10 protein-coding genes are annotated in these 13855 nt (G+C 46.1%); all 10 read right to left on the bottom strand.

The window, feature by feature from the left end:
- Window positions 1–66: 66 nt before the first annotated feature.
- Window positions 67–1998 (bottom strand): acetate--CoA ligase, encoded by a 1932-nt coding sequence (gene acs / locus AC3A8L_RS00785; RefSeq protein ID WP_487960304.1) that lies wholly within the window; start codon window positions 1996–1998, stop codon window positions 67–69.
- A gap of 142 nt (window positions 1999–2140) precedes the next feature.
- Window positions 2141–3112: a zinc transporter ZntB gene (locus tag AC3A8L_RS00780; protein ID WP_487960303.1), complete on the bottom strand. Its 972-nt coding sequence runs from the start codon at window positions 3110–3112 to the stop codon at window positions 2141–2143.
- Window positions 3113–3213: 101 nt separating this feature from the next.
- Window positions 3214–3645, bottom strand: a complete 432-nt coding sequence (tnpA, locus tag AC3A8L_RS00775; protein ID WP_487960302.1) for an IS200/IS605 family transposase — start codon at window positions 3643–3645, stop codon at window positions 3214–3216.
- A gap of 144 nt (window positions 3646–3789) precedes the next feature.
- Window positions 3790–5292, bottom strand: coding sequence for a sensor histidine kinase (locus AC3A8L_RS00770; RefSeq protein ID WP_487960301.1), 1503 nt, complete (start codon window positions 5290–5292; stop codon window positions 3790–3792).
- The gene (locus AC3A8L_RS00765; protein ID WP_487960300.1) at window positions 5285–6001 is read right to left on the bottom strand and encodes a response regulator transcription factor; all 717 of its coding nucleotides are present in this window, start codon (window positions 5999–6001) and stop codon (window positions 5285–5287) included. The genes AC3A8L_RS00770 and AC3A8L_RS00765 overlap by 8 nt, the downstream gene beginning before the upstream one ends.
- A 546-nt stretch (window positions 6002–6547) precedes the next feature.
- Window positions 6548–7969: a sulfate adenylyltransferase subunit CysN gene (gene cysN, locus AC3A8L_RS00760; protein ID WP_487960299.1), complete on the bottom strand. Its 1422-nt coding sequence runs from the start codon at window positions 7967–7969 to the stop codon at window positions 6548–6550.
- A 19-nt stretch (window positions 7970–7988) separates the two neighbouring features.
- Window positions 7989–8912 carry a sulfate adenylyltransferase subunit CysD gene (cysD, locus tag AC3A8L_RS00755; protein WP_487960298.1) on the bottom strand — a complete coding sequence of 308 codons (924 nt, stop codon included), beginning with the start codon at window positions 8910–8912 and terminating at the stop codon, window positions 7989–7991.
- 132 nt (window positions 8913–9044) lie between these two features.
- Window positions 9045–9980 carry a prephenate dehydrogenase/arogenate dehydrogenase family protein gene (locus AC3A8L_RS00750; RefSeq protein WP_487960297.1) on the bottom strand — a complete coding sequence of 312 codons (936 nt, stop codon included), beginning with the start codon at window positions 9978–9980 and terminating at the stop codon, window positions 9045–9047.
- Window positions 9981–9982: 2 nt separating this feature from the next.
- Entirely contained in the window at window positions 9983–11083 is a 1101-nt protein-coding gene (pheA, locus tag AC3A8L_RS00745) for a prephenate dehydratase (protein ID WP_487960330.1), read from the bottom strand.
- Between the two features lie 12 nt (window positions 11084–11095).
- On the bottom strand, window positions 11096–13657 hold the full coding sequence (gene gyrA, locus AC3A8L_RS00740; RefSeq protein ID WP_487960296.1) for a DNA gyrase subunit A: 2562 nt from the start codon (window positions 13655–13657) through the stop codon (window positions 11096–11098).
- Between the last annotated feature and the right edge of the window lie 198 nt (window positions 13658–13855).

The following is a 13855-nucleotide window of genomic DNA, read 5'->3' as shown; positions in this document are numbered from 1 at the left end:
AACTCCGGCTGCCGAGCAGCAAATAATAAATTAAGCGCGCACCCTAAACTAACGATCCGCCAGTGTCTAGTTTGGCTGACGGTTTGCAATAAGGCTATCTACTACACTAGGGTCCGCCAGCGTTGAGGTATCACCCAAGGTCTCAACGTCACCCTCCGCAATTTTGCGCAAAATTCGCCGCATAATTTTTCCTGAACGCGTCTTGGGTAAGCCCGGCGCCCACTGAATAATGTCAGGTTTAGCAATAGGACCAATCTCTTGTACACATAAGGCAATCAAAGCCTTCTTATCGACTTGATCAGCATCCACACCTTGCATCAAGGTGACATACGCATAAATACCCTGCCCCTTAATGGGATGAGGGTAGCCAACAACAGCAGCTTCCGCTACACAGGGATGCGCCACCAAGGCGCTTTCAATCTCAGCCGTGCCCAATCGGTGACCACTTACATTTAGCACATCATCCACTCGCCCGGTAATCCAATAGTAGCCATCCTCATCACGGCGGGCACCATCGCTGGTAAAGTAGTAGCCTTTATAAGTACTAAAATAGGTGTCTATTAAGCGCTGGTGATCACCATAAATAGTGCGAATTTGGCTGGGCCAAGAACCCTTAATGGCTAAATTACCCTGGCACGCGCCGGACAACTCAACACCATTCGCATCGAGAATAACGGGCTCAACACCAAAAAATGGCAGCGCGGCGGAGCCCGGCTTTAACGCCATAGCGCCAGGCAACGGTGCCAACATGTGCGCGCCCGTTTCAGTTTGCCACCAAGTATCAACAATGGGGCACCGCGCATCACCAACTACATGGTGGTACCACTGCCAGGCCTCAGGGTTAATAGGTTCACCCACTGTGCCGAGCACACGTAAACTTTTGCGTGACGTGCACGTTACAAAATCATCACCCTGCCCCATCAAAGCCCTCAAAGCGGTTGGCGCCGTGTAAAAAATAGCTACATTGTGCTCGTCAACAACCTCCCAGCAACGCGAAGCCGAAGGGTAAGTCGGGACTCCTTCAAATAATAAGCTCGTCGCACCAACCGCCAAGGGGCCATAAACACAATAACTGTGTCCAGTAATCCAACCCACATCGGCAGTGCACCAATAGACCTCACCCGCTTTGTAATCAAAGACATATTTGAATGTCATTGCGGCCTGCAGCAAATAACCGCCAGTGGTGTGAAGCACTCCTTTTGGTTTCCCCGTCGACCCACTTGTATACAGAATAAACAAGGGGTCTTCTGCCGACATAGGCTCTGGGGGGCAGTCAGCACTTGCAGCAGACATAGCCTCGTGATACCAAACATCTCGATCTTGCTGGGGTATTTTCGAACCGATATGCTTTAAAACCAGAACGTTTTGGACGCAGTCACAGCCCTCAACGGCCTTATCAACATTAGCCTTAAGTGGAACTATTCGACCACCACGAACACCCTCATCAGCCGTAATGACTAGACGACAATCACTGTCTATAATTCTATCTTTCAACGCTTCTGGCGAGAAACCACCGAAAACTACAGAATGAACGGCACCTATCCGCGCGCAAGCGAGCATTGCGTATGCCGCTTCAGTAATCATTGGCATATAAATACAAACACGATCGCCTTTGTTAACGCCTAACGCTTTAAGCGCATTCGCTAACTTACACACCTGCACGTGAAGCTCTCGATAACTCACCTCAAAACTATTGCCAGGTTCGTCACGCTCCATAATGAAAGCTGGCGCATCCGCTTTATCGGCAAGGTGACGGTCAATGCAGTTATAGGAGACATTTAATTCGCCATCAGAGAACCACTGCGCGTGACCGGCAGAAAAATCAAACTCTCGAACTTTTGAAAAAGGCTTTGACCACGTTAAAAAATGCGTTGCTTGCTCCGCCCAAAAGACATCCGGCTGCTCAATAGATTGACGATACAGCTGCTTATAACGTTCACTATTAATGTGTGAATCTTCTTCAAATTTTGCAGCAACGGGGTAAAGAGAGGATGTCATTGAAGCTCCGGGTAAAAGGCGATTATTATAGGCATAAACTGCATGATTTTCGGTTAACCCGATATCACACGCGTTAAGCAGACTCAAGTTGAAGCACTATAACGCTTTACCGTTTAGGTGTTAAGTTGTTATAAACGGAAAGCTAGAGCCAACCTTTGCGCCTAAATAGTAGGATTTGTAGCGTGACCGTACCTACCAAGGCCGCCACCAAAGCAAAGGCACCATAAGAATAGTCTGTGAGAGGTATTCCGCCAATTTGAAGATCGAAGATACTCAGAATAAATCCAAGAGGAAGGAAAAGTGCCGCCACCATCGACAATATATACATGCGCGTATTTAATTGATCCGCCACGCGACTGGCCAATTCTTCCTGTACAACCGCCGCCCTATCTTTAATCACATCCAGTGATTCAACATAACGGACTAATTGATCGGCAATATTACGTTGTTGCATTCGCTGCTTTTCACTAAGCCAAGTAAACGATTCAACATACAGTCGCGCCAAGGCTTCTCGCTGAGGTGCCAAATAACGCCGCAACAGAATACATTTTCGACGCAGCTCCATCACATGAAAACGACGCTGCTTACTGGCATCATCCAAGATGACCTCCTCAACCGCATCCATTTTATCTTCGAGCGTTTCAATAGCACCTAACAATTGCTGCGTTAGCTGGCCCGTTAATTCTGCGAGCATAGCCGCAGCCGATGAAGGCCCATTACCTGCCTGCATTGAAGATGCCAGCTCCCTAAGAGATTTTAACGATCGGCGACGCGCTGTAATAACTCTGTACTCGTCGGCATAAATACGAACAGCCACCATATCTTCTGGATCTGAATTTGGATTAAGGTTAACACCCCTTAACGCCATAACAACGGTGTCGTTTTCCCGCCAAACATGGGGCCGGGTTTCCTCACAAAGCAATGTCTGTATTGCAATATCACTCAACCCGCTTTCGCCGGATAACCAATTACGAGCAGCTGATTCACGAATATCGAAATGTAGCCACAAGAAACCCTGCTCTGGCTTCCATTGAGCCACCGCACTTAAATCAATGGGCGTAGAGCCGCCCTGGCCATTGATCACATAACCGCATACCAATCCAGACTCTCTCACGCCAACCCCATAAATTGTTAGTTAACTTACCGCCGGCAGAGCCGGAGGCTTATTAGATGACGCCCTCGAAGGGCTAAAGTAAGCGCCCAAGGCGCAAAAGACTATACGTTTAGATTTAATTGATCTCGATGAACATCATTCTTTTCCTGATTACGAATATATTCTTTAATCATATCCTCATCCAAACCTACCGTAGATACATAATAGCCCCTAGCCCAAAAGGCTTCGCCATTAAAATTTCGTTGTCGCCCCTTAAATTCTCGCGCTATTGAAATAGCACTTTTACCCTTAAGGAAACCCACAACATTGGATACCGAAAATTTGGGCGGTATACTCAAGCACATATGGACGTGATCCCGCATCAAATGGCCCTCCTCTATAACCACGCCCTTTTGCCTCGCTAAATCATGAAAAATATCGCCCAAATGCTTACGAATTGAGCCAAATATTAATTTACGTCTTTTCTTTGGAATATACACGACGTGGTACTTACAATCCCATCGAGTATGGGACAAACTTTTAGGGTCTCGCATAGGTGTCTCTCTTATCTTTTGGTCGAAATATGAGAGTACCTATACCGCGGTATAGGTAAAACCTATGCGAGTCACCCCAGCAGAGCTGGGGGTTTACCTATTTTTAATTAAAGAGGTTACTGTACAACGCAATAGGTCAGCGATCTAGCTAGCAAAGGGCAACATAAAACTAAAGGTGGTGCCCCTATCAACTTGACTCGTCACAGAAATTTCACTTTGGTGAAGATCAATAATTTTCTTTGTTATCGCCAGACCAATTCCACCGTGGGCACTATTGCCCCTCACGCTATTACCCGCTTTAAAATGCGCATCAAAGATATGTGGGATATCCTCTTGTGGAATACCAATTCCAGTATCTTCGACATCGATAGCCACAAGGCGACCATTTTGTGAAAGGCGCACAGTAATACTCCCTCCAGCCGGAGTATGGCGTAATGCATTCTCAACAAGGTTAGAAAAAACACGTTCGAGCTTTTCAATGTCACCCTTTACAAGTATCGAGGTATCTTTCGGCTCAACGGCTAAGGTGATATTATTTTTTTGCGCCTCAATCGTAAACTTTTGCAGCACATCCTGCACCAGCTCGGCAGCTGAAAAGGTTTCGCGATTAACCTGAACATTACCCGAGTCCAAGTGCGCCAACTCAAATAACTGCTCAATCAAATTCGCAATTTTTTTTGCATTTCTTGTGGCAATATTTATATATTGCTCGCTTTTCTCGGTGGTAATTTCTTTATGGTTTAGGGTCCATGTTTCGAGGTAGCCTAATAATGAGGCTAGCGGTGTTCGCAAATCATGAGAGATATGTGTTAACAGCTCTTTTCGCAGATCATCTATCGTAATAACCTGCTGATACTGTTCCTCCAACCGTTCGAGTAAGGCTTTAAAACTACTCCCTAGCACGTGAATTTCATTACGACTATGCTGATCCCAGCCTTGCAGAGCCAAACTCGCGTTACGCCCACCTTCCTTCGTAAAGCCCTCATCTCTAGCCTGCTGGATTGATTTAGACAGCTTCCGCAAGGGGCGAGTAATTAGGAATATCACAACCAAACTTGCCAGCAAACCAAAACAAAGACTCGAAATAACTAACCAAAAACCGGTTCGCAGCATCTTACTTTGAGAAAGGGAATCATAAAAAGCATCGAAAATATCACTCCCTAATATTACATACAGGTAACCAATCGTTTGCTGATCTTTAATAATTGGTGACGCGGAGAATATTTTCTTTTGCCCTAAAGCACGGGGGTTATCCCCAAGAATGGGCGAATCTATTTTTTTTGTCGCCAGAAATCGCTTAATCGGCGATAGCTCAACTTTCTTTCGCTTAATTACCGCTGGGTCAGCAGAGTAAGCAAGCACATCGCCCTCGGGGTTCAATATATAAAACTCAAAATTTGGACCGAGCACCATCAGCTTCATGAAAATCATTTGGGCCGCATCTAAATCCAAGCCCCCAGAATTAAATAATTCGTACTCTTTATTTACGAGCTTTGCCAAATCACAGTGTAGATGCTGCGTAACTAGACGCTGATGGGAATTTGATGCACTAAACAACATGTTTGCACTAAAAAAACCGACTATCAAAAAGATAACGGTAAGACAAAGTGCTAATTTCGCATACAAGGTGTTCGTAAATTTACCCATTGAATTTATACCCCACACCCCATACCGTTAAGACGTAAATAGGATTTGCGGGGTCTGCCTCTAGTTTTGACCGCAAGCGGTTAATATGTGAGTTTACGGTGTGCTCATACCCGCTATGCTTATAACCCCAAACCGCATCCAACAAATCGCTACGACTATAAACCCGGCCTGGCGAGCACGCCAAATACAGTAACAAATCAAATTCTTTTGCCGTCAAATGGACTTCTTCGCCCTTTAGCGATACACGCCGCTTATTTCGATCCACGGTCAATTCACCAAAAGCATCCACAGTGCTTGTGGCAGGCTCTTGCTGAGAATTAAACTGAACACGCCGTAGCATCGCCTTAACGCGCGCCTGCAGTTCAAGAATACTGAAAGGCTTGGACAAATAATCATCCGCCCCAACCTCCAAGCCGATTACTCGATCCGCTTCCGTATTTCTGGCCGTGAGCATCAGTATTGGCGTAAAATTCCTATCTTGCCTTAAACGCTTACAAAGTGTTAAGCCATCCATCTCAGGCAGCATCACATCAAGAATAATCAAATCAAATCCCCCGGCTAACGCCAAAGCAAGGCCTTCCCTGCCGTTATCACAACTAGTGACATTAAAGTCTAACGCGTCTAAATTTAAACAAATTAGCTGATTGATATCTTTATCGTCTTCAACCAAGAGTAACCGAGGCTGTGAAGGCATACTGAACTGGGACATAAGGAATTATCGTTTGGTGATAAGAAATAGGCGCCTAAGATACCTCACCTCATTCAAAGTCTAAATAGCTGAATTAATCAACCTTCGTATTACCGCGGTAAAAGATATCGCCAACATAGTACTTACCTATACCCAAGACGGACTCCCCCTACATGGTCAGCACATCATCATGGGATTAAAGAAACAGCCTCTTTGAACATTGATGCCTGAAAACCCTACCCGTCACGTCAACCGGAAACCATAATGGATGAGGAAACAGAACCCTTCAGCCAGCGGAATAATCAGTTATTACTTCATCCCCAATTAAACCTCAGATCGTATCTACGAGTAGCGCCTCCATCAATAGCATAAAAAACATTACGACGCCCTACAATATATCGCTTAACCTGAAAGCGAAAACCCATTATAAAGACCCCAGATCACATAACATTCACAAACCCATCACGTTTCTATCACAATAATTCAAAACAAGTTTCACTACACTTCCACTAAATAACAGGCAAAAAAAAGGGCTCTAATGAGCCCTTTAAGTAAAATCATTGAAAACTATTTTTTCAGTAACTGACTTAGATCTTTAGCATCCCAATGCGGGAAATGCTTACGAACCAACGCATTCAACTCAACCTCAAATGCACTAAAATCAGTTTTAACAACGCCCTTGCCTTCCAACTTTTGAGTCACCATCCCGGCGCCCACGGTAACATTGCTTAGCTTGTCGATGACAATAAATCCGCCTGTTGCACGATTTTTTATGTAGGGGTCGACCACAACACTTTGATCTAGCTGAAGATCAACTAAGCCAATGTCGTTAAGCACCAAGGTATCCACTTTGCTGAGTTCTTGAGTGTTAACATCAATTCGATGGCTAATTTTACTCACCATGCCATTAGTGACCTTGCCCGCAAACTTAAATTGATATTCGCGACCAGCCACAAGCGATTGCTCGGCCATCCAGACGATATGCGCCTCTAAATGATCGGCAACGGCAACATCGTCTTCCACTTTAACAATCATGTCGCCGCGGCTAATATCAATTTCATCTTTTAGCGTTAACGTAACAGCCTGACCAACAAAAGCACGATCTAAATCGCCGTCATGAGTGACGATGCGATCAACAACACTGGCTTTACCTGACGGCAATACCTTAATAGCATCACCTGGCTTTACTTCGCCAGAGGCGATAGTCCCGCAGAAACCACGAAAATTTAGATTCGGGCGATTTACAAACTGTACTGGATAGCGAAAATCCGTAATGTTTTTATCGCCCGCAATTTGTACAGACTCTAATATTTCCATTAAAGTTTGGCCGCTATACCAAGCGCATCGCTCACTACGGCTTACAACGTTGTCGCCATCAAGTGCAGACATAGGCACAAAAAAGAATTCGTCGACATTCAAATTTTTAGCAAACTCTTGGTAATCTGCTTTAATTTTGTCAAAGGCTTGCTCGTCGAAATCTAATAAGTCCATTTTATTCACCGCAACCACAACATGCTTAATGCCCAATAAAGAGGCAATATAAGAATGTCGACGCGTTTGCGTTACAACGCCATACCGCGCATCGATTAAGATAATCGCCATGTCGCAAGTTGATGCGCCGGTGGCCATATTGCGGGTATATTGCTCATGCCCTGGGGTATCGGCAATAATAAATTTTCGCTTGGCGGTTGAAAAATAACGGTAAGCAACATCAATGGTTATGCCCTGCTCTCGCTCAGCCTGCAACCCATCAACAAGCAAAGCCAAATCGATTTTTTCGCCGGTGGTGCCGTGTTTAACCGAATCAGATTTAATAGCATCTAACTGGTCTTCATAAATCATCTTTGAATCGTACAGCAAACGCCCAATTAAAGTGGATTTACCATCATCAACAGAACCGCAGGTTAAAAAACGCAACAGCTCTTTGCGCTCATGCTGAGCGAGGTATTCATTAATATCGGTAGAAATTAATTCGGATTGGTGACTCATAATTGCCTCTAACTCAACCTTAGAAATAGCCTTCTTGTTTTTTCTTTTCCATAGAACCAGAACTATCGTGATCGATAACTCGGCCTTGGCGCTCTGAGGTTGTGGTTAACAACATTTCTTGAATAATCTCTGGCAACGTCGTTGCGTGAGACTCAACAGCACCCGTTAAGGGATAACACCCCAAAGTGCGAAAACGGACCATTTTCTCTTCAACCTTTTCACCTTCAGCAAGAGGCATGCGATCATCATCAACCATAATCAAGGTGCCATCACGCTCTACGACTGGGCGCTTAGCGGCAAGATATAAAGGCACCAAAGGAATATCCTCTAGATGAATGTACTGCCAAATATCAAGCTCGGTCCAGTTAGAGATTGGGAATACACGAATACTTTCGCCAGGATCTACTTTACTGTTATAAACATTCCAAAGTTCTGGGCGCTGATTTTTCGGATCCCAGCGGTGATTTTTATCACGGAATGAATAGACGCGCTCTTTCGCGCGGGATTTTTCTTCGTCACGACGAGCACCACCAAAGGCGGCATCAAACTTGTATTTGTTTAGTGCCTGCTTTAAAGCCTGAGTTTTCATGATGTCGGTATGCTTAGCACTACCGTGGGTGAATGGGCCTACGCCCATATCGACACCCTCTTGATTGGTGTGCACAATCAAATCCCAGCCCAAGTCCTTTACCATCTGATCGCGAAAAGCGATCATCTCTTTAAACTTCCACGTGGTGTCCACATGCATTAAAGGGAATGGAGGCTTACCCGGCGCAAACGCCTTTTTGGCAAGATGAAGCATCACCGCAGAATCTTTACCGACGGAATACATCATGACGGGATTATCAAATTCGGCCGCCACTTCACGAATAATATGTATGCTCTCCGCCTCAAGCTGCTTAAGGTGTGTGAGCGTGTAATCGCTTAAGTTATTACTAGGCATCGTATTGTTCAGTCCTAAAATCGCTTACAAACAAAAATGTGTTGATGGCATTATACGGTGCTAAGCACTAACCATTAACAAATAAAAAACTCTAAACTTATAACCATTTATTTCAAAAAACGGCCTATATCGCTATGATTTGGGTAAATCATTCGACTTTCGCTGATCCATGATGTGCGTGAACTGATCCCGAGCCTCTTTGGCTCGACCAAAAGTTTCGGTTAACTCATTAGAGTTGCCCTGCGCGATGGTTTTTCTTAATACGGCCAGATTACTGGAAAACAGGTCAATAGCCTCAAGTACAGCATCGCGATTGGCCAGCATAATATCGCGCCACATCACTACATCACTGGAAGCTATGCGGGTGAAATCTCTGAACCCGCCCGCAGCATAACGAAAGATATCTTCGTTATGACTATCGTGAGCCAAGGTATCGACTAACGAAAAAGCAATAACATGTGGCAGATGGCTTGTTGCACCCAAGATGGCATCATGATTGGCTATATCTAGCTCTAGCACTTCCGCGCCAACAGCCTGCCACATAGCAGTTACTCGCGCCTTGTGTAGTACCGAGGTCTCAATTGTGGGGGTCAAAATAATACGGTGGTTGGCATAAAGTCCAACTTTAGCCGCTTCGACTCCACTTTGCTCCGAGCCTGCTATAGGATGCCCCAGCACAATGTGAGCAGGAACCTCACCGTAAACCGCTTTTACATCTTCTAGCACACTACCTTTAACACTAGCGCCATCAGTGATGGTTACGCTCGCAGGCACACAGGCTTTCACATCCGAAAGAACACCGCGAATAGCCAGTGTCGGCACAGCAATGAAAACCACATCACCGTCACCCAGTTGTGCGGCCACATCTTTAATTGCGCCAAAAGCCTCATCCACAATGCCACGCTCGATGGCGCGCCGCTGAATCTCTGGGTCAGGCGCTATGCCAATAACACGATTACAGGCATTAGCAGACTTCAGGCTAAGCGCCAAACTGCCGCCAATCAACCCCAAACCAATGACAACCAGCGTATTGACTGAATTGAGCGGCGCCACAGAATCGGAGCACATGATTAGAGAACGCCCTTAGGGTATGAGCCCAAAATTTTCACATCCGCTGCACGCTCAGAAACTTCTTCTAGCGCCGTTTGGACCTTTGGCGTATCTGTATGCCCATCAAAGTCGATGAAGAATACATAATTCCAATTTCCCGTGCGCGATGGCCGACTTTCTACACGCGTTAAATCCACGCCCAAACGATGAAACGGCTCCAAAATATCGTGCAGCGCACCCGGCTCGTTTTTAACGGCAATCACTATAGACGTTTTATCATGCCCGCTAGGGCCAACATCTTGCTGCCCAACAATTAGGAAGCGCGTTGAGTTGTCTGGCATATCTTCAATTTTGTCGGCCAATACCGTCAAGCCGTAAAGCCTTGCAGCAGCTTCACCTGCGATAGCCGCAGCATTCCACTCGCTTCGCATACGCTTTGCCGCCTCTGCATTGCTCGGCACCGCGATACGCTCGGCATTGGGGTAATGCGCATCCAGCCATTTGCGACACTGCGCCAAAGACTGCGCGTGAGAATACACACGCGTAATGCTATCTGTTTTTGTAACATCAGAAACCATCAGATTATGATGAATTCGCAGTACAACCTCACCACAGATATTAAGATTGGAGCTCATAAAAGAGTCCAACGTATGCGTCACCACACCTTCGGTAGAATTTTCAACCGGCACAACACCAAACTGGCAAGCGCCAGACTCTACTTCACGAAATACTTCGTCAATGGCTGTCATGGGCGCCACTTTGGCACTAGCGCCAAAGTGCTTCAACGCAGCTTCGTGAGTAAACGTCCCTTCAGGCCCTAAAAAGGCTACTTTGATCGGGTTTTCTAGCGCCAAACACGCCGACATTATTTCTCGAAATAGCCGAGCATATTCTTCATCGGACAAAGGCCCCTGATTACGGGCCATCGCTTTGCGTAAGACTTGCGCCTCCCGCTCTGGACGATAAAAAATAGGCTCAGAGCCATCGCTGTAACGGCTTTTAACTTCGGCAACGGATTGCGCGCAATTGGCGCGCTGGCTAATCAGCGCGCCAATTTTCTCATCAATAGCATCGATATCATCGCGTAGCTTACCAAGCTCTTTGGCTTCTTGGGATGGCATATCAGTCACAGGCTACTCCCCTTCAGCTTCTTCCGGGGCTTCGACGTCATCCTGCTCTTCGATACGACCCAAGCTCACGATGTGCTCGCCCGTTTTAGTCTTAATCAAGCGTACGCCCTGAGTATTTCGACTTAGAATAGAAACCTCGTCAGCACGGGTACGAACCAGAGTTCCCTGATCAGAGATAATCATAATCTCATCGCCTTCAAAAACCTGCACCGCGCCGCACAACAAGCCATTACGCTCAGATGTCGCCATCGCAATAACGCCTTGACCACCACGCCCTTTAGTTGGGAAGTCGACTTGCTCAGTACGCTTACCGTAGCCGTTTTCACTAATAGTCAGTACTTTGCCGCCTTCTTGCGGGATAATCATCGAGATCAAACGTTGAGTATCGTCAAAGCGCATACCGCGAACACCACGCGAGGTACGGCCCATTGCTCTAACATCGGTTTCTTTAAAGCGCGTAGCCTTGCCGTTTGAAGCCATCAAAAGAACATCGCAGCTGCCATCGGTAATGGCCGTACCCACCAAACTATCGCCTTCAACAAGATCAAGCGCAATTAAGCCGCTAGTACGTGGGCGTGCAAACTGTGAAAGTACAGTTTTCTTAACTGTTCCGTTCGCGGTTGCCATGAAAATAAAGTGCTCGTCATCAAACTCTTTAACCGGCAAGATCGATGTAATGCGCTCTTCGGCTTCCAAGGGCAGTAAATTAACCACTGGACGTCCGCGGCTGGTTCGGCCGGCAATGGGAATATGAAATGTCTTCATCCAATAAACTTTACCGCGGTTGGTAAAGCACAAGATATAGTCATGCGTATTGGCAATTAATAAGTGCTCAACAAAATCTTCGTCTTTAACCGACGTTGCACTTTTACCCATACCGCCACGGCGCTGGGCTTGATATGCGTCCAACGGCTGACTCTTCGCATAACCACCATGCGAAATGGTGACCACGCGATCTTCTTCGTTAATTAAATCTTCGTTTGTTAAATCTGAGCGTGACGCTTGAATCTCAGTACGACGCGGATCGCCATAAGACTGCTCAATGACTTCAAGCTCTTCACGAATCACTTCCATCAAGCGTGAAGGGTTGCCAAGAATTTCTAAGTACTCAGAAATTTGCTCAAGCTTCTCTTTGTATTCAACCAGGAGCTTGTCATGCTCCATCCCGGTTAAACGGTGCAAGCGTAATTCTAGAATCGCTTGAACCTGCGCAGGCGATAGATGGTAAACACCATCATGCAAGCCAAAATTAACTTCTAACCCATCGGGTCTGCACGCATCTGCGCCGGCACGCTCAAGGAATTGGCTTACCGTTCCAATCGGCCAGCCCTTACTTAACAAGGCATCTTTTGCATCTTGCGGGGTTGCCGAGTTTTTGATGGTGGTAATAATTTCATCAATGTTAGCAATCGCAACAGCCAAGCCTTCCAGCACATGACCGCGCTCGCGGGCTTTACGCAGCAAGTAAATAGTACGGCGTGTGACCACTTCACGGCGATGCTTAATAAAGTACTGCAGTAATTCCAGCAGATTTAACAGCCTGGGCTGGTTATCGACCAAGGCAACGGTATTGATACCAAATACGCTTTCCATTTGGGTTTGCGCGTAGAGGTTGTTAAGCACAACATCGCCCATGTCTCCGCGTTTAATTTCGATAACTAAGCGCACATCTTTGGTAGACTCGTCGCGAATTTCAGAAATGCCCTCAAGCTTTTTATCTTTAACTAACTCTGCAATTTTTTCGATTAACCGAGCCTTATTCGTCTGGTAAGGCACTTCGGAGACAATGATAGTCTCGCGTTTAGTCTTTTCGTTAACCTCAACTCTGGCTTTAGCGCGTACATAAATTCGACCTCGACCTGTGCGGTATGCCGCTAATATACCGGCACGGCCATTAATAATGCCGCCCGTTGGGAAGTCTGGCCCGGGGATATATTCCATTAGATCATCAATGGATAAATCAGGGTTGTCGATTAACGCCAAACACGCTTTAACCACTTCACTGAGGTTATGCGGAGGAATATTCGTCGCCATACCGACTGCAATACCACTCGAACCGTTGACCAACAAGTTCGGGACTCGGGTCGGCATCACTTCGGGAATCATTTCTTGGCCGTCATAGTTCGGCACAAAATTAACGGTCTCTTTGTCTAAGTCCGCCAATAGATCGTGGGCAATTTTACGCATGCGGATTTCGGTATATCGCATCGCAGCAGCACTATCGCCATCGATAGAACCAAAGTTACCTTGCCCGTCAACCAACATATAACGAAGCGAGAATGGCTGAGCCATTCGAACAATAGTCTCATAGACGGCAGAATCACCATGCGGGTGATATTTACCAATCACATCACCAACAACACGTGCCGATTTTTTATAAGGTTTATTCCAGTCTAAATTAAGCTCATTCATCGCAAACAATACGCGACGGTGAACAGGCTTTAAGCCATCACGAACATCCGGTAGCGCACGCCCAACAATGACACTCATCGCGTAATCGAGATAAGACTGCTTTAATTCAGTCTCAATATTGACGGGTACAACTTCTTTAGCGATATCAACCATAAGATGGCATATTCCTTAGTATTGGTTTGGCTCGTTATTGTATTGCTGCCTAATTAAACGCACGTTACGCGCAATCGCGTTTAGAATGCGTTTTAAGGGGGCGCATACTAACACAAGCAAGGCGGGGGCACACTTAAAAACCCCCAGAAGGGCCTCAGGCGCCCGACAAGCCTTTTCCAACAAAATTCTAACATTTCG

The sequence above is a fragment of the Marinagarivorans sp. genome, assembly GCF_982758155.1.
The sequence above is the reverse complement of the archived record's forward strand: the minus strand, read 5'-3'. Positions and strand labels throughout refer to the sequence as shown.

What these genes read in the sequence shown, in the direction of transcription:
- acs (WP_487960304.1), bottom strand. Translation starts at nt 1,998, where the DNA reads ATGACATCCTCTCTTTACCCCGTTGCTGCAAAATTTGAAGAAGATTCA.
- tnpA (WP_487960302.1), bottom strand. Translation starts at nt 3,645, where the DNA reads ATGCGAGACCCTAAAAGTTTGTCCCATACTCGATGGGATTGTAAGTAC.
- AC3A8L_RS00770 (WP_487960301.1), bottom strand. Translation starts at nt 5,292, where the DNA reads ATGGGTAAATTTACGAACACCTTGTATGCGAAATTAGCACTTTGTCTT.
- AC3A8L_RS00765 (WP_487960300.1), bottom strand. Translation starts at nt 6,001, where the DNA reads ATGTCCCAGTTCAGTATGCCTTCACAGCCTCGGTTACTCTTGGTTGAA.
- cysN (WP_487960299.1), bottom strand. Translation starts at nt 7,969, where the DNA reads ATGAGTCACCAATCCGAATTAATTTCTACCGATATTAATGAATACCTC.
- cysD (WP_487960298.1), bottom strand. Translation starts at nt 8,912, where the DNA reads ATGCCTAGTAATAACTTAAGCGATTACACGCTCACACACCTTAAGCAG.
- AC3A8L_RS00750 (WP_487960297.1), bottom strand. Translation starts at nt 9,980, where the DNA reads ATGTGCTCCGATTCTGTGGCGCCGCTCAATTCAGTCAATACGCTGGTT.
- pheA (WP_487960330.1), bottom strand. Translation starts at nt 11,083, where the DNA reads ATGCCATCCCAAGAAGCCAAAGAGCTTGGTAAGCTACGCGATGATATC.
- gyrA (WP_487960296.1), bottom strand. Translation starts at nt 13,657, where the DNA reads ATGGTTGATATCGCTAAAGAAGTTGTACCCGTCAATATTGAGACTGAA.